This is a genomic window from Sulfurihydrogenibium azorense Az-Fu1, from assembly GCF_000021545.1.
GTDB lineage: Bacteria > Aquificota > Aquificia > Aquificales > Hydrogenothermaceae > Sulfurihydrogenibium > Sulfurihydrogenibium azorense.
Window position 1 is genome coordinate 643,849 of the sequence record NC_012438.1, and the last position, 19,764, is coordinate 663,612.

Below are 19,764 nucleotides of genomic sequence, written 5' to 3' on the forward strand. Positions count from 1 at the left end.
CTAAAGAGGTGAGAAATTGGCAAGAGAAGTTTTAAACGTTATCGCACAGAGAGCTTCTGAAAAAACAGGTATCAAGCTCTATGGTAGAAGTGTTGAGAGAGTTTTAGCAGGGCTTTTAACTACGTCTGACTTTTGGAAGGTTGTAGACCTTGCGGACCAACCTGTTCCAGCAACTTCTCAAATAGTTAAAGAGCTCGTTGCAGAAAGCTTAGCTAAAATTGAAAACGATGAAATCCTTTTAACAGAAAAAGGATTACAACTTGTAAAAGATCTAAAAATCCCTCCGGCAGTTGACTACTCTTGTAAAGCTTGTGAAGGAAGAGGAATACCTTTCTATGCAAATTTAGATTGGTACCATACATTTTTACAAGTAACAAAAGATAGACCAAAAGCAATTCAAGAGTATGACCAAGGTAGTGTGACTCCAGAAACAACAGTTTCAAGGGTACTATTCCTTGATTCAAGAGAAGATTTAAGGGATAGAGATATACTTGTTATGGGAGCTGAAGACGACCTTACAGGTTTAGCAGTAGCATTAACAAGACTGCCAAGAAGAGTTTTAATCCTTGATATAGACGAAAGGTCTATAGATTTTGACAACAGAATATTTAAAGAACTTGGAATAGATAACGCAGAAGCTATAAGATTTGATCTTAGAAACCCATTCCCTGAAGAGTGGTTAAAATCTTTTGACGTTTTTATTACAGACCCACCAGAGACATTAAAAGCTTTTAAAGCATTTATAGCAAGAGGTATAGCTGCTTTAAGACAAGAGGGCAGTGTAGGATACTTTGGTCTTACATTGAGAGACTCATCTATAACCAGATGGCATCAATTCCAAAAAGCTCTTATAAACGACTACGGAATGGTTATAACTGATATAATTCAAGACTTTAACGCTTACATGAACTGGGATTACCATGCAGAAACAAAAGCTCAAGAGGTTGCACCTGTAAACAAAGTTCCAACTGATATATGGTACAGGTCTGCATGGGTAAGAATGGAAGCTCTTCCAGGATTTAAAGGTGAAAACGTTCAAATAACAGACGAAGTATTCAGAGAGTTATACTTAGACGAAGAAGGTTCAACAACTTAAAATATCCTTTAAGGGGGCTTTCCCCCTTCTTAAAATTTCTTCTTGCTAAATAATCTAATTTAAACTATACTTATCTATTATGAAAAAAGTTATCTACGCTATACTAATTTTAGTGGGGGTTTACTATATTTACCAAAATTTTCCGTTTAAATCGTGGGAAGATTTTACTAACTACGTATACTCTGGTAAACATTTAGAAAATCATGTAGAAAAATCAGAAGAACAAAATAAAGAAGATAAAAAGGTAGATTTATCACAACAAGAAAAACAAAAACAGATTAACGAAATATTAGGAATAGAAGAAAATGAAAAACCAAAAACGTTTAAAGACAAGATAAAAGAAAAGTATGAAGAGATAAAGGAGAAAATTGAAAATTTTGTAAACAGTGTTAAAATGTTTTTTACTAATAAAGAGAAGAAAGAGGAATAAGATGGAAATTAAATTCAATACTATAGAGGAAGCAATTAAAGATATTCAAGAAGGAAAGATGGTTATAGTAGTAGATGACCCTGATAGAGAAAACGAAGGGGATTTAGTGGCAGCTGCTGAAAAGATAACACCAGAGATAATAAACTTTATGGCAAAAGAAGGTAGAGGTTTAATCTGTTTGTCTTTACTTCCAGAGAGGTTAAAAGAACTTGATATACCGCTTATGACCACTTATAACACAGACCCGAAAGGAACAGCCTTTTGTGTATCAATAGATGCTCATCCAAAATATGGAACTACAACTGGTATATCTGCTTTTGATAGAGCTGTGACTATAAAACTTGCTGTAAGTCCTGATGCTAAACCAGAAGATTTTGTAAGACCAGGACACGTTTTCCCTTTAATGGCAAAAAAAGGTGGAGTGTTAGAGAGAACGGGACATACAGAAGCTTCCGTTGACTTGGCTAAACTGGCGGGACTGTACCCTGCAGGTGTTATATGTGAGATAATGAAAGAAGATGGAACTATGGCAAGACTTCCAGATTTAGTAGAGTTTGCAAAAAAACATAACTTAAAGATAATAACTATTGCAGATTTAGTCCAGTATAGGTTAAAAAGAGAAAAACTTATATCAAGGGAAGCAGAAGCCTTTTTACCGACAAAGTACGGAGTGTTTAAAATATACGGTTATAAAAGTCTTGTTGATGGAAATGAGCACGTTGCACTTGTTATGGGAGATATAAACCCGGACGAGCCTACTTTAGTTAGAGTTCACTCAGAATGCTTGACAGGAGATATTTTCGGGTCTCTTAGATGTGATTGTCAAAATCAGCTCCATCAAGCACTTAAGAAGATAGCTGAAGAAGGAAAAGGTGTACTGGTTTATATGAGAGGTCATGAAGGTAGAGGTATAGGTATTATAAACAAGCTAAAAGCATACAAATTACAAGATGAAGGGTACGATACTGTAGAAGCAAACCATAAATTAGGATTCCAATCAGACTTAAGAGATTTTGGAACAGGGGCTCAGATACTACTGGACATTGGAGTTAGAAAAATGAGACTTATGACTAACAATCCAAGAAAGATAGTTGCTCTGGAAGGTTTTGGATTAGAAGTTGTAGAGAGAGTACCTATATTTACAGGTACAAATCCTCATAATAAAAATTACATCCTAGCTAAAAAGAATAAGTTAGGACATTTAATAGAAGATTTTGAGGGAGAGAAATGCGATTTATAATTCTCCTTTTGGGAGGGTTTTTACTTTTTTCCTGTGATAAAGTAAAAGATGTTTTCCAAGAAAAAGACCTTTTACAAAGACCAGTAGCAAAAAGATGCTCAGAGTGTCATCAGAATATATACAATCAGTGGAAAGATTCCAGACATGCAGTAGCTTGGACTAGCGAAGAATTTAAAAGAGCATCAGAAAATTATTCAAAAACAAAGTGTCTATCCTGTCATGCACCTTATGAGATAACAGTTAGCGACAAACCGAATTTAAGAGATTTTCATAGAGAAGATGGTGTTAACTGTGTAGCATGCCACTTTAGAGATTCAACTAAATCTATGCACGGACCTTACGATGTATTCTCACCACCTCACCCATCAACTCAGGACTTACAGTACACAAAAGCAGAAATATGTTCTGGATGTCATCAAGAGACTTATAAACAGTGGAAAACAGTTGCCACAGAAAAAAACTGTCAACAGTGCCATATGCCTTCCGAAAAAGGCAAACTTATCCAAAAGTTTCCATTTGACCTGTTTCACGCATCTAAAGAAGTTCATCACCACGGTTTTATGGTTCCAAAATCTAAAAAAGACTTCTTTGACGTAAAGATATCTAAAGACAGTTCAGGTGTTGTTTTAAAAATAACTAACTTAAAGGTTCCCCATAACGTTCCAACAGCAGACCACGGCAATCCTAAGTATTACGTAGATATTGTAATATACAAAGATGGTAAAGAAGTTTACACAGACTCTTATATGATTACTCCAAAAGAAGCATTTTTACCTAAACAAGAAAAAGTTATTAACATTCCTTACCTTGAAAGCTATGATAAAGTTAAAGTTTCTCTAAGTAGAAAACTATCATGGCAGAAAGAAGCTGAAAAAATAGCATCTTATGACTTTTAGAGAAGTTAGAGACGAAGAATACCCCTTTGTTGAGTCTATTTTAAAAGATATATTCGGTGAAAAGTTTATTCTTGATAAAAAATCTGATTTATTCAAAACTTTTTTCTTAGAAGATAACAGTGAAATCATAGGCATTATTCAGTTTTGGTATCTGTTTGATGAAGCTGAAATAACAATTTTAGCTATAAAGAAGGAGTTTCAAGGTAGAGGATATGGTAAAATTTTACTTGAAAAAACATTTGAGTATTTAAATGTGAAAGGCGTTAAATCTGTTTACCTTGAGGTTGCGATAGATAACCAACCTGCAAAGAAGCTTTATGAAAAATTAGGATTTAAGTTTTTAACAGTTAGAGAAAAATATTACGCCGACGGAAAAGATGCAATAGTTATGAAAAAAGATTTAAAGGAGTAAAGGATGGAAATAAAAGGAAGGAAACTTGAACTTTTAATACCCCAAGACGATATTAAGAAAAAAGTTTTAGAGATTGCAGACAAAATAAACAAAGATTTTCAAGGAGAAGAAATCTACGTAGTTGGAATACTTAAAGGGTCTTTTATGTTTTTTGCAGATTTAGTGAGAAATTTAGAAGGGAAAGTTTACATTGATTTTATGCAAGTTTCATCTTATAAAACATCGATGGAAAGTCTAGGAGAAGTTGTCTTTATAAAAGATATGTCTGTTGATATTAAAGATAAAAATGTTTTGATTGTAGATGATATTATAGATACAGGAAGGACTTTAAAAGCTTTAGTTGAAGCTCTAAGTCTAAGAAATCCAAAAAAGTTAAAAACAGTTGTACTACTTGATAAAAAGGAAAGAAGAGAAGTAGATTATGATGCTGATTACGTTGGATTTGTTATACCAGATAAATTTGTTGTAGGGTACGGACTTGATTGGGCTGAAGAAGGAAGAAACTTTAAAGAAATATACTCAGTTGTGTAAGGAGGGCTTTTGAGATGAAAATGGCAGATGTATCAATGAAATTTGAGACAATTAGAGAAGCTCAAGCAGAAGGTAAAATATACCTTTCAAAAGAAACAATAGAGATGATAAAAAATAAACAGATTCCAAAGGGAGACGTAATAACTGCAAGCCAGATGGCAGGATTACTTGGTGCTAAAAAAACTCCCGAAGTTTTACCTTTTTGTCATCCTATCCTTATAGACCAAGCTTTTGTAGAAGTACAGCTTCAAGAAGATGGTATATACGTTAAATCCTTTGTTAGATGCATAGGAAGGACGGGTGTAGAGATGGAAGCTCTAACGGCAGTTTCAGCTGCCCTTTTAAATGTTTACGACATGTGTAAAGCTTTTGATAAAAACATGGTTATATCTGATATAAAGCTTGTATCTAAAAAAGGTGGTAAGTCTGACTACGAAGAGGATTTATCAGGTTTAAAATGTGCAGTAATTACTCTAAGTGATAGTTGCTATAGAAAAGAAGCTGAAGATAAAAGTGGGAAAGTTGCAATAGATATTATAGAGAATGAGTTTAAAGGAGAAGTAGTCCACTATGAAATACTTCCGGATGATAAAGAAAAGATTGTTGAAAAGTTAAAACAGTTAACTGACAAAGTAGACATAATCTTTACAACAGGAGGAACAGGATTTGGTAAAAGGGACAACACACCGGAAGCTACAAAAGAAGTAATAGAAAAAGAGATGATAGGATTTGAAGAAGCTATGAGGATAATAGGGATAAGATTTACACCAAAATCCCTTTTATCAAGGGCAGTTTGTGGCATAGCAGGAGACCACACTTTAATAATAAATCTTCCGGGAAGCTCTTCAGGAGTGAGAGACAACCTTAAAATGATAGCACCACTTTTAAAACACGCAATAAGAATGGCTAAAGGTGAGAAAAAACATTGATAGACAAGAAAGCATTACTTTTACTTGGGATAATGTGGAATAAAAAAAAGACGGAAAATCTGGAAAAAGTTTTAAAAATAATTGAAAACAAGTTTGGAAAAGTAGTGAAAAAAACCCAAGAATTTACCCTTTCTTACTCAAGCTACTATGAAAAGGAAATGGGAGAAGGCTTGTTAAAAAGCTTTTTTGTTATAGATTGTCTAATCAATAGAGAAGAAAGTGTAAATATAAAACATTACTGTATGAATTTAGAGGACAACTTTAGAGAAAATGGTGGCAGGACAGTAAATATCGACCCAGTTTACCTTGATGAATATCAAGTAGTAGCTCTAAGCCACAAGTATAAAGGTTCAAGGGTTTACATAGGAAAAGGTGTTTACGGAGAGATAGAATTACTGTATCACCATGGTAGTTTTCAACCTCTAATATGGACATACTTAGATTATAAGGAGAATATTCCTTTTTTTAACGAAGCAAGAAAATACTATTTAGAATGGATAGATAATGATTAAAAAATTTTATGTAAAGACAACTGCTAATCTAAAAGATTTTATCGCAGCAAGTTTAAATATCTCAAAAAACCAAGCAAAAGATATAATAGACAGTAGAAACGTTTTAGTAAACAACAAAAGAGTCTGGATAGCATCTCACACTTTAAAAGAAGGAGATGTAGTTGAAATACTACAGCCGCAGCAGCCAGCTACAAAAGAGTTAAAAATAATTTACGAAGATGAGTATATAGTAGCTGTAAATAAACCACCAACACTTTTAAGTGATAGAGAAAAAGATTCTGTAGAGTTTATTTTAAGAGAAAAGTCAAAAAATCCAAAAATAAAAGCAATTCATAGACTTGATAAAGAAACTTCAGGGATACTTTTACTTGCAAAAGATTATAAAGTTTTTGAAAGATTTAAAGAGTTGTGGGAAGATAAAATTGTATTTAAGCTTTATCTTGCAATATCCCACAACGAAGCAAACTTTAACCACTTAACAGTAAATTTACCAGTAGATGATAAACCTGCAGTAAGCCATATAAAACTTGTGAAAAAAGGTAATGGCTTTTCTTACTTTCAAGTAAGGATAGAGACTGGAAGAAAACATCAGATAAGAAAACATCTATCAAGTATAAGACACCCAATAGTAGGAGACAAAATTTACGGAGTTAAAAAGTTAGAACACAACTTACTCAAAAGGGTAAATCGTCAAATGCTTCACTCTTATAAACTTTCATTTTTCCACCCTTATAAAAACAAAAAGATAGACTTAGTAGCAGAAATCCCAACAGATTTTAAAAATGTTCTTAACTATTTAAACCTTTAAACTTTCTAAACCGATTGCTTTAAGGTTAGCTTTAGCCTTTAATAAAGTTTCTTCCCACTCTTTTTCCGGAGTTGAGTCTGATACTATACCACTACCTACGTATATGTAAGCTTTATCTTTCTTAAAGAGAATCTGTCTAATGGCTACACTCATAACAAAGTTAAGATTAGGCTTTATTAAAACTGTAGCTCCACAGTAAACAGACCTTCTTTTATCTTCAAGCTCTTCTATCACTTCCATAGCTCTCTTTTTTGGAGCTCCAGTTACAGACCCGGGAGGAAATGTGCTTTCTATGATTCTATCAATAGATAAACCTTCTTTTAATATGCCACTTACAGTAGAACTCATCTGGTATAAAGTTGAGTACTGTGTTATCTCAAATAATTTATCTACTTTTATGTTGTTGGCTATTTTACCTAAATCATTTCTCATTAGGTCAGTTATCATAAGGTTTTCTGCTTTTTCTTTTTGACTTGTTTTTAACTCTTCTTTTAATTTTTCGTCTAACTCTGGATTGCCTGTTTTCTTTACTGTGCCTTTAATTGGTTTTGTTTTTATTAAATTCCCATTTTTTTCTAAAAAAAGCTCCATAGAAGCTGATATTAAAGAAAACTCTGGATTTTTAATAAGCATCATATAATCTGTTGGTTGGATGTTTATTAGGTTAAAAAATATTGTATCTTTGTTAAAATAGCCGTTTATATCTATTCTGTGGGATAAGTTGATTTGATAAAAGTCTCCACTTTCTATATATTTTTTTGCAGTGTTAACTTTTTTTATAAAATCATCTTTTGTTGTGTTGAAAATTACTTTTTGAGCTTTAGAAGTAAAGCTATCTTTTAATTTTTTTTCAACTTCAATGTAGTTTTTATGAAACTCTAAGTAAATAAGGGGAAAGTTTGTATCATCTTTTTTGGGAGACTTTTTAGATAAAATAAAATCGTTGTAATCGTAAGATATAAAGCCTACTGCAAAAAGTTTTTTCTTTTTAACTATACTTTCTGTAAGTTTTAAAGGTTTTTTAGTTTTTATTAAACGACCGTTTAGATAGGTACGATTTTTGTATACTTTTAGTGTAAATACAGGTTTATTGAATAAAAAAAGACCTTGCTTACCTAACCATCCATCAGAAGAATTACTGTAGAGGAAAATCATAAAAATATTATATAACACTCCCCCCTCCCTCCAGGGGAGAGGAAGATTTATATTTTAAGGGCAAGAGTCGGAGTAAGGAACTTTTCCAAGTCCTATTAAAAAGGCTTTAAAAGGCTCCATAAATTTCATAGCTTCAACTTTTGATCCTTGAAAAGTCATTTTTGACATAATTCCCATACCCATAAAGCCAAACTCACCTTTTGCTAAAGATTTCCAGTTTTGGTCCGTTGCGTACATTACAAACTCTGGGTTAGGATCTTTTGCTTCTCCACCATAGATACAAACAGCTTTCCCATTTTCATACTTAATTCTAACTTCTACTTTTTTATGAGGATTACAATCCTGTCTGTAAAACTGTATTGTTTTATAGCCTTTTTCTTTTTTTACGTTATATTCAGCCCACTCTGCCATAGTAGTTTGAAGGTTTTGATTCCAGTAATCACAGAACTTTTTAGTCCACTCTGGACCCATCCAAGGGTCAGCTGCGTAAGACATACTTATAAAAGAAAGGGACAAAACTGTCCCTAAAACAACCTTTTTATTCATAACTCCCTACCTCCAACCTTAGAAAGACCATCTTAAAGCTATACCAACTTCATTTTGTGCGTTTTTAGCTCCAACTGTTGCGTTCGCATCACCCATTAAAGCATTTTGTCCACTTGATTCAACTTTTTTCTCAAATGCATGAACATACGCTAAATCAACTGCAAAGTTTTTTGTAAATTGATAACTTCCACCAAATGATATATGGTGTTCTGTAATCGCTGGGAAGCCAATTAGATTGAACCATTGAACGTTAAAGTCTGGGAAAGGTTGTGCTAAACTTGGTATATTATTTGTTGGCATCATTCCGTTCAATCCAGAATAGCTTCTGATCGGAGATTTACCATAGTTATAACCAGCTCTTAATTTTAATGCTTGATTTACTTGATATTCACCACCAACTGCTATAACAGTTTGGTCTTTCCATTTAAATTGTTTATAACCATCTGCATCAGACCAGTTAATCCATCTTAAATCTAAACCAACTTTTAAGTTTGGTAATACTCTATAACCAATACCAGCCGCAACTTCTTGAGGCTGTTGTAATTTTAGGTCTTCATATGAACCATCGCCATTACTATCAAATACATGCTTATATTTCATTGAAACAGGAGATTGATAGTTAAAACCTACTGTTAAATCTCCAACTTTATAACCTATACCTAATTGTGCGCCTACACCATAGGAAGATGATTGACCTCCGCCTGCATTAGCACCCATATCAAGAGAACCCCATGCTAAATTAAGCCCTACACCAACTGATAAATTAGGATTCACTTGATAAGAAACAGCCGGAATAATTCTCATAAACTGTAAAGTCGTATGCATATTTGCTAATCTTGGGTCTTTATTTCTATAATCTACACCCATACCAGAAACACCGTATGCAGCAATACCGACAACCACTTGATCATTTATTCTGTTTGTAATTCCTATCTCTGGTACAGTAAAGAAGTTTGCTCTTGAAGAAACATAACCAGTATCACCATTTGTTGAACCATTATATCTTGCTTTTACTGATGGCATAAATAAAATACCACCAAAGCTTACAGCAAAGCCTTTTTCTGAGTTCATCCATGCTGGGTTTCTAAAGATTGAATCAACAGAGCCAATTGGCATACCAACACCAATACCACCCATCGCTTGAGATGCTGGAGTAACACCTATCATGTTATCTCCGTTTGTTGCCATTGCGGACCCTGCCACTGCAAGAATTGCCGCTGACGCTAAAACTTTTCTCATAATACTAACCTCCTATAATTTAATAAATTTTTTAACTCTAATTTCCAATTTAAATAATTTTAAAACAAACCAAGACAAGTAGCAAAACTTAAAGCTAAAATGAAGAAGTTTATCTTAGCTTTAAATCCTTCTAAAGATACTGCCCTGATATCCTCTATTCCCATATAGTATAACTTGCTAAATACTGTCTCTATTCTCTTCCTTACTCTCTTTAAAAACTCTTGTTTATCCTTTTGTTTGTGATGTACTTTCCCCTTCTTTCTTATAGCCTCTAACTCTATTCCTAAACTCTTAAATTCTTCTTTTAAATCCTTTGAATTAAAAGCTTTGTCTGCTATTATTGTCCCTTTGTTTAATATATCTATCAAAACACTGTCCTCTTTTACTTCCTTTAAAAAGTTTATATCATGCTTTGAAGCTGGAATAATCTCATATCCTATCGGTCTTTTGTAATAATCCACTATTAATCCTATTTTAAAACCAAACCATTCTTTTGCTGCATTGTTTCCTTTGTATAACTTACCAGAAACTTTCTTGTTTCTTTTCATTCTTTGATTTTTACAAACAGGTATTGGTTTTGTATCTGCTATGTATACTGTGGTTATCTTCTCAGAAAATAAATTTGTAAGAATGATTGAGATTACTTGAGCAAGTTTATATAGTTTTTTAGCTCTTTTTACTATTGCTGGTAATTGAGGAACATAAGGGAAAAGGTCATTGTAATTCTCTTTAAATTCCTTAAGTGTTATTTTGTAATCACCTTTTCTATAGCTCATAGAAAATATGATGAGAGTTATAAGCTCTACATCAGAGAATTTAGGCTTATTTGTTTTATGTTTATGTTTTATGAGTTTTAGGATTTCATCTGTCAGAATATAAACGTTTATGATATAATCTCTAAAAGTCATGATTTTACCTCCAGTGGTAGTTTTACTTTATGATACCACTGGAGTTTTTTTATTTCATCTTTTTTTGAATTGGAAATTAGGGTTTAATAAATTTTTTATTTACGGTAAACATTGAATACAAAAATTGTAAGGTTGTCAAACACTAACCAAATGTAATGGTTTGTTATGCTATAATTGTTTTTCCTGAAAAAGATAATCTTTGAGAGTTGTTAATGAGATTTATATTTTTATTTCTATTGACTTTTTTTGTTTTTACATACGGAGAAGTTAACAACGTTTTAATAGAGTCTGATAGTGTAGAGAGAGATAAAGATGATGTTATTACAGCTAAGGGTAATGTTGTAATCACTTACTTTGATAAAGTTTTAAAATCTGATGTTGTTATATACGATACAAAAAATAAAAAAATTACACTTCCACAAAAGTTTTACATCAAAACAAAAACATTTGAAGGAACAGGTAGTAAAGGATGGTTTAGTATAGAAGATGATGAGGGAGAGATTTTTGATTACGAGGGAACAGTTGACGGAGTGTACTCAGTAAGAGGAAAGTATTTAAAAAAAGTTAAAGATACTTACTACTTTACCGATGGAGAGTTTTCTTCTTGTCCTTTTAATCAGTATGACTGGAACATCAAAGCAAAATCTGGAAAGTTAAAAGAAAACGATAAACTTCAAGCTTACAATATGACTTTTAGATTCTGTAGAATTCCAATTTTTTATACTCCTTACTTTTCTTATCCGACTATTGATAGAAAATCAGGACTACTTCAACCTATCATAGGCCAAGACACCTATAACACTTTTGTTTACAAACAACCAATATTTTTTGTTATAAACGACAGCTCCGATATAACCATCACAACAGATTACAGAAATAAACAAGGATTTGGTTTGTCTACAGAATATAGAAAGTTGTTTGATAAAGGTGTATATTTAAACTCACAGATAGATTTATTTAAAGAAAAATCTAACGGCTCTTGGTGGCAAAACAGAGACAAAACACCTATAACAAACAGATGGAGAGTTAGATTAGATACTAACTACTCACCTTTTAATAACTGGCAGATTTATACAAAAATTGACATTCCAAGTGATAAATACTTCTTTGAAGATTTTTATAACTTTTCTTTTTTAAAGTACACAGCATTTACCCAATCTTACATTACAGCAAGAACAGGCACAAAAGACTACCTTTTAGAAACTAACCTTAACTACTTTTATGACCTTACAGCTCCAAACAATAAACAAACTCTGCAGAAACTTCCAGAAATAAGATTTTACTGGAAAGAAAGACAATTTTTTAATCTACCTGTATTCTACGACTTTTTATCAGAATCAACATACTTTTACAGACAAGAAGGAACCTCTGGACTCAGATTTGATAATATCTTAAGACTGTCTAACTACACTTACTTTGGTAGCATTTTAAATAATATTGAACTATCTCCAAGATTAACTTTATATTTAAACACCAAAAATCAAAACACTATAGATACAAGATTTTTAATTCCTATTAAAAATACAACTCAAACTACATTTATTAAAACATACCCAAATTTTAACCACATAATAATCCCTCAAATTTCGTTTGAGTATATCTCTAAAGTAAATCAATCAAATCTACCTATCTACGACAGAAATGACCGTATAAATGAAAAAGAGGATATAGACCTTACACTTTACAACATCTTAAACTTTAAAAATGATTACTTTCTCCGATGGAAGTTATCCCAAGGTTATTCCTTTTTAGACCACTATTACATCGGAGATACTAAGTATAACTCTAAAACAAAACCTTTAGAAAATAGTATTTTCTTAAATATAAAAGGCTATATCCTTGACAGTATTCTATACTACGACTGGGATAAAAGGAACATCTCAAGGACAGTTTCTTCAGCTTCTATACCTATTTATAAATACGCTACCTATTCTGTATCTTACATAGAAGACAAAGGAGATACACAACAAAATAAACAGATTTCTAACGCTTTATCTATTAACTATTTAAATTACAGTTTTAATGGCTATATTCTCACAAACCTGCAACAAAAATACACACAAAGAAAGATGTTTACATTTAACTGGAATAGAGGGTGCTGGAGTTTATCATTAGGGTATTTAGACGATTACAACATCACCACTCAAAAACACTACAAAACTATATACGTTATGATAAACATATTAGATATACATTATAAATTTCCTTTTGTAAGGAATTAAAAATTATAAAAACTCCTTCTTGGAGGATTTTTTAGCAGTGATATTGGTTTTCTCCCCTTAAAACCTTCGTTTATTCCGTGCCAGTACATTATCTCTTCTTCATCTTCCTTCCAGCAGAGGAATATATCTTCTTCATCGTTTTTTGATGGAAAATCAACTATAACCGGGTCTATACCTTTAACTAAAACACCAAAGTTTTGTATAGTTTCTATAATCTCTTTTATTTCTGATTCTAACATCATTACCATACTTTTAGCATACATCATTTCAAGGTCTTCTTTGTCAGTTTTTTCTTCTGAGTCTGCCAACTCTTCATATCTTGCTATGTTGTAGTAAATCTCATCTCTTTTTTCTGCTATTTCTTCTACAAGCACTTTTATCTGAGGTAAGATTGCGTTTGCTTCTTTCACTGTAAAAAATTTGTACATATCAATCCTCCGCCAATTTTGACATCTATAATATCATAAAACTTTTTAAATTTTTCTATGATAAAAGTAAGCTAAAAAAATGATAAAATAGTATATACAAAAAATTCTGACGGGGTTTCTTCAATGGATATCATTGTCGATAAAAAAAGTTTTCAAGATGCAGTTAAAAAGGTTATAGCAGAGAAAAAAGCAGCTCTACCTGTTCTTACAAATTTTCTTTTAAAGGCGGAAAATGGAAAGTTGATAATCCAAGGGACAGATTTAGAAGTCTTTACAACTTACTGGATAAACGCTGATGTAAAAGAAGAAGGTTCTGTATGTGTTAATGCCAAAAAACTTACCGATATATCAAAAGTTTTACCTGCAGCTTCTGTAAGTTTAACATTAGATAAAAACAATTTAAAAATAGTATCTGGGAAGACAAAATACTCTCTCCCAACAACAGATCCAGAAGATTTTCCTGTGTTTGAAGAGTTTCCTGCCGACCTTGCTGTAAGAGTATCTGGAGATACCTTACTAAAAGGTATTACAAAAACTGTTTATGCAGCTTCTAAAGATGAAAGTAGGTTTGCTTTAAATGGTGTATGTTTTTCTTTTGTGGAGAAGTATTTAGATTTTGTGGCAACTGATGGGCATAGACTGGCTCTTTACAAAGGTGAAGTTTCTGGTGGTAGCATAGAAGGAAAGTACATAGTTCCTCAAAAGGCACTTAGTGAGATTAAAAAGCTTGTTTCAGAATATGATGATGTTGAAGTTGCTATATCTGGAAGTAGTATATTTTTCAAAGGATCTGACTGGATGTTATCAGCAAGACTTTTAGAAGGTGTTTTCCCTGATTACACTCAGGTTATTCCAAAGTCTTTTAATATAGAGGTAGAAGTGTTAAAAGGAGATATCTTAGACTCTGTTAAGAGGGTTGTAGTAGCAGAAGAAAGTGATGCAAAACCTATAAAGTTAACCTTGAAAGAAAATAAACTTATAATTTCAACACCTACAGTAGAAGATGCTTACGCTGAGGACGAGATAGATATAGAGTATAACCAAGAAGAGTTTGAGATAGGATTTAACGGTAAATACATCATAGATGCTATAGATGAAATTGAAGATAGTAAGATTGTTTTAAAGTTTATAAACAAAGATAGTCAAACAGTAATAGTCCCAAAAGATGAAAGTGAGCCTTACTTAGCTGTTGTAATGCCAATGAATATTTAAAGGAGGTCTTTAGATTTGGAAGAGATTAAAAATGAAAATATAGAGTATTCCGCGGAAGCAATTCAGGCTGTAACTGGTCTTGACCACGTAAGGGCAAGACCAGCAATGTATATAGGAGACATAGGAGAAAGAGGACTTCACCATCTTGTTTGGGAGATTCTTGATAACGCCGTTGACGAGGCGATGGCAGGTTATGCCAAAAACATTACTGTAATCATCCATCAAGATGGATCTGTTACAGTTGAAGATGACGGAAGAGGTATCCCAGTAGATATTCACCCTGAGTTTAAAATACCTGCAGTTGAGATGGTATTTACAATTTTAGGAGCTGGAGGAAAGTTCTCTAAAAAAGCCTACCAGTACTCAGGAGGTCTCCACGGAGTAGGAGCTTCTGTAGTTAACGCACTGTCAAGCTGGCTTGTGGTAGAAGTCTATAGAAACGGAAAAATTTACAGACAAGAGTACTCTTACGGAAAACCTGTTTATCCTTTGAAAGTTGTAGGAGATACAACAAAAAGAGGAACAAAGGTAACCTTTAAACCTGACGACTCTATATTTGAAACTACCACTATAAAGTTTGACATAATTCAAAAAAGAGTAAGAGAACTTGCCTTTTTAAATCCGGGAGTTAGATTTGTTGTAATAGATGAAAGAAAAGATATAAAAGAAGAGTTTTACTTTGAAAACGGTATAGTTGACTTTGTAAGAGTTTTAAACCAAGCAAAAGAACCTTTATTTGATGAAGTCATATACGTAAAAGGTGAAAAAGATGGTGTTTTAGTTGAAGTGGCTTTTCAGTATACAAAAAGTTATAACGAAGTTATAGAAAGTTTTGTCAACAACATTAAAACAGTGGAAGGTGGAACTCACGTATCAGGTTTCCGAGCTGCACTTACAAGGTCTATGAATAAAACCTTGTCAGGGATGAAACTTCCAAAAGAGTTAAAATCTGGAGTAAGTGGAGATGACCTTAGAGAAGGGCTTACAGCTGTTATATCAGTAAAAGTACCGGAACCACAGTTTGAAGGTCAAACAAAAACAAAGCTTGGAAATCAAGACGTTAAAAGGATAGTTGAGTCTGTTGTAGGAGATTACCTTCTGGAATACTTTGAAAAAAATAAAGATATTGCACTAAAAATAGCAGAAAAAGCTATAGAAGCAGCAATAGCAAGGGAAGCTGCAAGGAAAGCTAAAGAGATATCAAGAAGAAAATCATTTCTTGAAGATAGCTCACTTCCGGGTAAACTTGCAGACTGTTCTGAAAGTGATCCACAACTCTGTGAACTGTTTATAGTTGAGGGAGAGTCTGCAGGAGGTTCTGCAAAACAAGGAAGAGACAGAAGAACCCAAGCAATACTACCACTGAAAGGTAAAATTTTAAACGTTGAAAAAGCAAGAATAGATAAAATCCTATCAAACGAAGAAATAAGAGCAATTGTAAACGCAATAGGAACCGGAATAGGATTACCTATAAAATCAGAAGATGAAGAAAAGAAAGAAGACGAAGGTTTTGACCTATCCAAATTAAGATACCACAAAATCATTCTAATGGCTGACGCTGACGTTGATGGTTCTCACATTACAACCTTACTTTTAACCCTATTCTACAGATTTTTCCCACAGATTATAGAAAACGGACATCTCTACATTGCTCAACCACCACTTTACAAACTTAAAAAAGGAAGGTCAGAAATATACGTAAAAGACGATGAAGAACTCAGTAAAATAGTTATAGACTTTGCTACAGACGAGATAGCTATAGAAGGTAAAAACTTTAGTAAATCTCAACTAAAAGATATTGCAAAACTTTCAAAAGAGTATAAAAACCTAAAAGAAAGTCTTTATAAAAGAAAAGATAAAGTTGTGATAGATACTCTTCTTAGTTTAAATCTTACAGAAGACGATATAAGAAATAAAGGTAAAGTTAAAGAAGTAGTAGAATTTTTAAGACAAAAACTACCATCTTACGAGATTTACTATAAGTTTAATCCGGAAGAATCAGACTACGAAATATTTATAGAAAGAGTAGAAAGATTTTCTAAAGTTGTAAATAAAGTAGATATAGACTTTTTATCATCTTACGCATACTTAAAGGTTAAAGAGATTGAAAACCACCTAAAAAGTATGTTAGGAGAGCTTCCTGTAGAGATATCTTACAAACAAAAAAGTATTAAAGTAGAAGATTTAGATGATTTATACGATGTAATATTTGAAGCGGGCATGTCAGGATGTGAGGTACAGAGATACAAAGGACTTGGAGAGATGAACCCAGAACAACTCTGGGAAACAACAATGAATCCAAAAACCAGAAGATTACTTCAAGTAACTATAGAAGATGCAGCACTGGCAGACGAAGTTTTCTCTATCCTAATGGGAGAAAAAGTAGAACCAAGAAGAGAGTTTATTATGAAGTATGCAAAAGAAGTAAGGAATTTAGATATTTAATCCGAAAAAGTAATATGAAAAGATTGATTTTTACTTTTATAGTTTTTTTAGTAGGGTTTGCAAAAGCTGAAAGATTAGAAGTTTACGGTTTTGACCAAGAATTGATAAAGGTAAACGATATTTACTTTATAAAAAATCTGGAAATTTTTGAGCTACAAGGAAACAGTTTTGGAAAAGATTACAAATACAGGGTAGAAAAGGATACAAACTTTGTAGATTTAGCCTACCAGCTTAAAGTAAGTTATTACGAGTTAAAACAGGCAAACCCTGATATAAACCCTTTTAAAGTTCCAAAAAACACTTACATAAAAGTACCTTTAAAAAAGCAGCTCCCAGAAGATTTTAAGTTAAACACTGTGTATATATCAACACAAGACCACAGACTTTACTATCCAATTGAGTTAGAAGGTAAAAAGTATGTTATAACTTTTCCAGTAGGACTTGGTGGAGAAGATTTTCCAACACCTAAAGGAGAGTTCAAAATAACTGAAAGAAGAGTAAACCCTGACTGGGTAGTCCCACCAAGTGCAAAGATAAATAATCCAAACCTTCCACCAGTTGTACCTTATGGAAGTCCAGAAAACGGTCTTGGAACAAGGGCGTTAAGGCTAAATGGTTCCTCTTATATGATACATGGAACAAGCAAAAGAAGTGAAAAAGGAGTGGGAATGAACATTAGCTATGGTTGTATAGTCTTAAGGAATAACGATATCGAAAGACTTTATAATTTTGTAGATTTAAACACTACTGTTATAATATACTAAAACGAGGTGAAAGATGAGATTATTAATAATTTTAGCTTTAACAATATTAAACCTTTCTTTTGCCATGTCTGAAAAACAAGATAAAACAGTGATAAAAGTAGAATCTAAACCACAAATTAAAGAAGAGGAAGAAAAGATAGAAAACGTGAAATTTTACACAGAAAGATCAACATACAAAAAAGGAGAAAATGTTTGTTTTGTTTTAGAAAACAACTCTAATAACGAGATTTTACTTCCATCTACTGCACCTTACGCTATCTTTGAAAAAGAAAAGCCAGAAGTTGCAATATTTTCTCCCGTAGCTGCTCAAATAATAGTAGTTTTAAAACCTAAAGAGAAAAAGCAGTGGTGTTGGAATCAGAAAGATATAGAAGGTAAGGAAGTTTCTTCAGGAAACTATATTGTAAGAATAACTATTTTTGATAAATCTGGAAAGAAGTACTTTTTAAAGTCAGAGTTTAGTATAAAACTTTAAATGAACTTTTTAAAAAACACAGTAATATTTTCTATAGCTACGTTTATAAGCCGTATACTTGGATATATTAGAGATGCTGTCGTAGCTTTTTACTTTGGGTCTAACCAGATTACAGACGCTTTTTACGTTGCTTGGAGACTTCCAAACACATTAAGACAACTTGCTGCAGAAGGAAGTTTCAACGCTGCCTTTATTCCTATTTACACTCAAGAAAGTCAAAAGTCTTACGAAAACGCAAAAGAGTATGTATCTTCTTTATTTAGTTATTACACAATCGTTTTATCTGTTATAACTGTTTTTGTAGTTTTATTCGCTGAAGGTTTTGTAAAATTAATAGCCCCTGGATTTTCAGAGAAGGGTAATCTACAGCTTACAGCTAACCTTGTAAGGCTGGTTTTTCCTTATCTTATTCTTATAGGCTGGACTTCATTCTTTATGGCCTTACTTAACACAAAAGACAGATTTTTTATTCCTGGTATTGCTCCTGCCCTTTTAAATCTATCTTTTATCTTTTCCGCTGTATTTCTTTCAAATTATTTGGGTATATACGCTTTGGCTGTTGGAGCTCTACTTGGAGGTTTTTTACAGTTTTTAATCCAGATGCCTCAAGTCTATAAAGAAGGACTTCTTTTTAAACCTACGTTAAAAAAGCATCCTGCCATTAACACAACTTTAAAAAAGATGGTTCCAGCTTTTGCATCTTTTGGTGTTAGTCAGTTTTCTTTTATTATAGATACTCTTCTTGCATCTTTCTTATATGCTGGAGCTGTAACTTACCTTTACTACGGAAACAGAATATTTCAGCTTCCTCTTGGGCTTTTTATAATTGGTCTTGGAAACGCACTTTTAGTATCTTTGTCTAAGTACTACGCAGAAGGCAACATTCAAGCTTTTAAAAAAGACCTTACTCTAAGTTTTAAAGTATCAATATTTATATCTCTTCCTGCTATGGCAGGTATGATTTTTTTAGGAAAGGAGATTATAGACCTTCTTTTAGTAAGAGGTGCATTTACTGAAAAAGATGCAGTTTTAACGTACTACGCCTTAGTAGGATACGCAATTGGACTATTAGGGTACGCTTTTACAAGACCTTTTAAAAGTGCTTTTTTTGCAGTAGGAGATACAAAAACACCTCTTGTTTCTACAATAGTTGGTTTACTGTCTAGTATGTTTTTTGCTGTCTTTTTTACATTTGTGTTAAAGTGGGAAGTTTTTGGACTTGCCTTGGCGTCATCACTCGGTGCATACGTTAACTCTATATACTTATACTTTAAGTACCAGTACGAATTAGATTTAAAAAGTATTTTTATTTCTTTCGTAAAAGTGTTAATCTCAACATCTGTTATGGTCTTAGTTTTAGAACTTTTAAAAGCATTCCATCTAAATTTATCAGTTCTTGTATTTGGTGGTATACTACTAAGTGGTTTAATCTACCTAATTTTAAATATCTTATTAAAAGAGGATTCAGCTTTAATCTTTTTAAACATATTAAAAAGAAAACTATTACGTAAGTGAT

General features: G+C 32.6%; 20 protein-coding genes. 15 read left to right on the forward strand and 5 right to left on the reverse strand.

What is annotated here, in order from left to right; translation table 11 throughout:
• Nucleotides 1-16: 16 nt before the first annotated feature.
• From SULAZ_RS03455 to SULAZ_RS03495, 9 genes are all read left to right on the forward strand, one after another.
• Complete coding sequence (locus SULAZ_RS03455) at nt 17-1,096, forward strand: bis-aminopropyl spermidine synthase family protein (RefSeq protein WP_012675017.1); 1,080 nt, start codon at nt 17-19, stop codon at nt 1,094-1,096.
• Nucleotides 1,097-1,175: 79 nt separating this feature from the next.
• The gene (locus SULAZ_RS03460; protein ID WP_012673530.1) at nt 1,176-1,526 is read left to right on the forward strand and encodes a hypothetical protein; all 351 of its coding nucleotides are present in this window, start codon (nt 1,176-1,178) and stop codon (nt 1,524-1,526) included.
• Nucleotide 1,527: 1 nt separating this feature from the next.
• Nucleotides 1,528-2,766, forward strand: a complete 1,239-nt coding sequence (locus tag SULAZ_RS03465) for a bifunctional 3,4-dihydroxy-2-butanone-4-phosphate synthase/GTP cyclohydrolase II (RefSeq protein WP_012674789.1) — start codon at nt 1,528-1,530, stop codon at nt 2,764-2,766.
• Between the two features lie 8 nt (nt 2,767-2,774).
• Nucleotides 2,775-3,662: a multiheme c-type cytochrome gene (locus SULAZ_RS03470; RefSeq protein ID WP_228357466.1), complete on the forward strand. Its 888-nt coding sequence runs from the start codon at nt 2,775-2,777 to the stop codon at nt 3,660-3,662.
• Complete coding sequence (rimI, locus tag SULAZ_RS03475) at nt 3,652-4,074, forward strand: ribosomal protein S18-alanine N-acetyltransferase (RefSeq protein ID WP_012675118.1); 423 nt, start codon at nt 3,652-3,654, stop codon at nt 4,072-4,074. Before SULAZ_RS03470 ends, rimI begins: the two co-directional genes overlap by 11 nt.
• A 3-nt stretch (nt 4,075-4,077) precedes the next feature.
• Nucleotides 4,078-4,605: a hypoxanthine phosphoribosyltransferase gene (gene hpt / locus SULAZ_RS03480; RefSeq protein WP_012673545.1), complete on the forward strand. Its 528-nt coding sequence runs from the start codon at nt 4,078-4,080 to the stop codon at nt 4,603-4,605.
• 14 nt (nt 4,606-4,619) lie between these two features.
• Nucleotides 4,620-5,534 carry a bifunctional molybdenum cofactor biosynthesis protein MoaC/MoaB gene (gene moaCB, locus SULAZ_RS03485; protein WP_012674901.1) on the forward strand — a complete coding sequence of 305 codons (915 nt, stop codon included), beginning with the start codon at nt 4,620-4,622 and terminating at the stop codon, nt 5,532-5,534.
• The gene (locus tag SULAZ_RS03490; protein ID WP_012674073.1) at nt 5,531-6,046 is read left to right on the forward strand and encodes a DUF4416 family protein; all 516 of its coding nucleotides are present in this window, start codon (nt 5,531-5,533) and stop codon (nt 6,044-6,046) included. Before moaCB ends, SULAZ_RS03490 begins: the two co-directional genes overlap by 4 nt.
• Entirely contained in the window at nt 6,039-6,854 is an 816-nt protein-coding gene (locus tag SULAZ_RS03495) for an RluA family pseudouridine synthase (protein WP_012674881.1), read from the forward strand. Before SULAZ_RS03490 ends, SULAZ_RS03495 begins: the two co-directional genes overlap by 8 nt.
• On the opposite strand, the gene SULAZ_RS03500 is transcribed toward SULAZ_RS03495, so the two are convergent.
• The 4 genes from SULAZ_RS03500 to SULAZ_RS03515 are packed head-to-tail and all read right to left on the reverse strand — an operon-like array spanning nt 6,843 to nt 10,702.
• Entirely contained in the window at nt 6,843-8,009 is a 1,167-nt protein-coding gene (locus tag SULAZ_RS03500) for an anthranilate synthase component I family protein (protein WP_148205410.1), read from the reverse strand. The two genes, SULAZ_RS03495 and SULAZ_RS03500, sit on opposite strands and share 12 nt — an antisense overlap.
• A 54-nt stretch (nt 8,010-8,063) precedes the next feature.
• Entirely contained in the window at nt 8,064-8,555 is a 492-nt protein-coding gene (locus SULAZ_RS03505) for an SCP2 sterol-binding domain-containing protein (RefSeq protein ID WP_012674694.1), read from the reverse strand.
• 18 nt (nt 8,556-8,573) lie between these two features.
• Entirely contained in the window at nt 8,574-9,794 is a 1,221-nt protein-coding gene (locus SULAZ_RS03510) for an OmpP1/FadL family transporter (RefSeq protein ID WP_012673993.1), read from the reverse strand.
• Nucleotides 9,795-9,853: 59 nt separating this feature from the next.
• Nucleotides 9,854-10,702 carry an IS982 family transposase gene (locus tag SULAZ_RS03515; RefSeq protein ID WP_012674497.1) on the reverse strand — a complete coding sequence of 283 codons (849 nt, stop codon included), beginning with the start codon at nt 10,700-10,702 and terminating at the stop codon, nt 9,854-9,856.
• Between the two features lie 236 nt (nt 10,703-10,938).
• On the opposite strand from SULAZ_RS03515, the gene SULAZ_RS03520 reads away from it, so the two are divergent.
• Nucleotides 10,939-12,924 carry an LPS-assembly protein LptD gene (locus tag SULAZ_RS03520; protein ID WP_228357468.1) on the forward strand — a complete coding sequence of 662 codons (1,986 nt, stop codon included), beginning with the start codon at nt 10,939-10,941 and terminating at the stop codon, nt 12,922-12,924.
• On the opposite strand, the gene SULAZ_RS03525 is transcribed toward SULAZ_RS03520, so the two are convergent.
• Nucleotides 12,921-13,352 (reverse strand): DUF2203 domain-containing protein, encoded by a 432-nt coding sequence (locus tag SULAZ_RS03525; RefSeq protein ID WP_012674204.1) that lies wholly within the window; start codon nt 13,350-13,352, stop codon nt 12,921-12,923. The two genes, SULAZ_RS03520 and SULAZ_RS03525, sit on opposite strands and share 4 nt — an antisense overlap.
• A 123-nt stretch (nt 13,353-13,475) precedes the next feature.
• On the opposite strand from SULAZ_RS03525, the gene dnaN reads away from it, so the two are divergent.
• Genes dnaN through murJ form a run of 5 tightly spaced genes read left to right on the forward strand, consistent with a single transcriptional unit; the run spans nt 13,476 to nt 19,763 of the window.
• Nucleotides 13,476-14,564, forward strand: a complete 1,089-nt coding sequence (gene dnaN / locus SULAZ_RS03530; protein WP_012673481.1) for a DNA polymerase III subunit beta — start codon at nt 13,476-13,478, stop codon at nt 14,562-14,564.
• 15 nt (nt 14,565-14,579) lie between these two features.
• Nucleotides 14,580-17,009 carry a DNA topoisomerase (ATP-hydrolyzing) subunit B gene (gene gyrB / locus SULAZ_RS03535; RefSeq protein ID WP_012674412.1) on the forward strand — a complete coding sequence of 810 codons (2,430 nt, stop codon included), beginning with the start codon at nt 14,580-14,582 and terminating at the stop codon, nt 17,007-17,009.
• A gap of 14 nt (nt 17,010-17,023) precedes the next feature.
• Nucleotides 17,024-17,773 carry a L,D-transpeptidase gene (locus tag SULAZ_RS03540; protein ID WP_012673741.1) on the forward strand — a complete coding sequence of 250 codons (750 nt, stop codon included), beginning with the start codon at nt 17,024-17,026 and terminating at the stop codon, nt 17,771-17,773.
• Nucleotides 17,774-17,786: 13 nt separating this feature from the next.
• The gene (locus SULAZ_RS03545) at nt 17,787-18,248 is read left to right on the forward strand and encodes a hypothetical protein (protein WP_012673451.1); all 462 of its coding nucleotides are present in this window, start codon (nt 17,787-17,789) and stop codon (nt 18,246-18,248) included.
• Nucleotides 18,249-19,763 carry a murein biosynthesis integral membrane protein MurJ gene (gene murJ, locus SULAZ_RS03550; protein ID WP_012674500.1) on the forward strand — a complete coding sequence of 505 codons (1,515 nt, stop codon included), beginning with the start codon at nt 18,249-18,251 and terminating at the stop codon, nt 19,761-19,763.
• The last annotated feature ends 1 nt before the right edge of the window (nt 19,764 follow it).

Bases quoted from the DNA above. Each gene is read 5' to 3' on its own strand.
- SULAZ_RS03525 (WP_012674204.1), bottom strand. From the start codon at position 13,352: ATGTACAAATTTTTTACAGTGAAAGAAGCAAACGCAATCTTACCTCAG.
- SULAZ_RS03495 (WP_012674881.1), top strand. From the start codon at position 6,039: ATGATTAAAAAATTTTATGTAAAGACAACTGCTAATCTAAAAGATTTT.
- moaCB (WP_012674901.1), top strand. From the start codon at position 4,620: ATGAAAATGGCAGATGTATCAATGAAATTTGAGACAATTAGAGAAGCT.
- hpt (WP_012673545.1), top strand. From the start codon at position 4,078: ATGGAAATAAAAGGAAGGAAACTTGAACTTTTAATACCCCAAGACGAT.
- rimI (WP_012675118.1), top strand. From the start codon at position 3,652: ATGACTTTTAGAGAAGTTAGAGACGAAGAATACCCCTTTGTTGAGTCT.
- SULAZ_RS03515 (WP_012674497.1), bottom strand. From the start codon at position 10,702: ATGACTTTTAGAGATTATATCATAAACGTTTATATTCTGACAGATGAA.
- murJ (WP_012674500.1), top strand. From the start codon at position 18,249: ATGAACTTTTTAAAAAACACAGTAATATTTTCTATAGCTACGTTTATA.
- dnaN (WP_012673481.1), top strand. From the start codon at position 13,476: ATGGATATCATTGTCGATAAAAAAAGTTTTCAAGATGCAGTTAAAAAG.
- SULAZ_RS03505 (WP_012674694.1), bottom strand. From the start codon at position 8,555: ATGAATAAAAAGGTTGTTTTAGGGACAGTTTTGTCCCTTTCTTTTATA.
- SULAZ_RS03500 (WP_148205410.1), bottom strand. From the start codon at position 8,009: ATGATTTTCCTCTACAGTAATTCTTCTGATGGATGGTTAGGTAAGCAA.
- SULAZ_RS03510 (WP_012673993.1), bottom strand. From the start codon at position 9,794: ATGAGAAAAGTTTTAGCGTCAGCGGCAATTCTTGCAGTGGCAGGGTCC.
- SULAZ_RS03545 (WP_012673451.1), top strand. From the start codon at position 17,787: ATGAGATTATTAATAATTTTAGCTTTAACAATATTAAACCTTTCTTTT.
- SULAZ_RS03540 (WP_012673741.1), top strand. From the start codon at position 17,024: ATGAAAAGATTGATTTTTACTTTTATAGTTTTTTTAGTAGGGTTTGCA.
- SULAZ_RS03465 (WP_012674789.1), top strand. From the start codon at position 1,528: ATGGAAATTAAATTCAATACTATAGAGGAAGCAATTAAAGATATTCAA.
- SULAZ_RS03460 (WP_012673530.1), top strand. From the start codon at position 1,176: ATGAAAAAAGTTATCTACGCTATACTAATTTTAGTGGGGGTTTACTAT.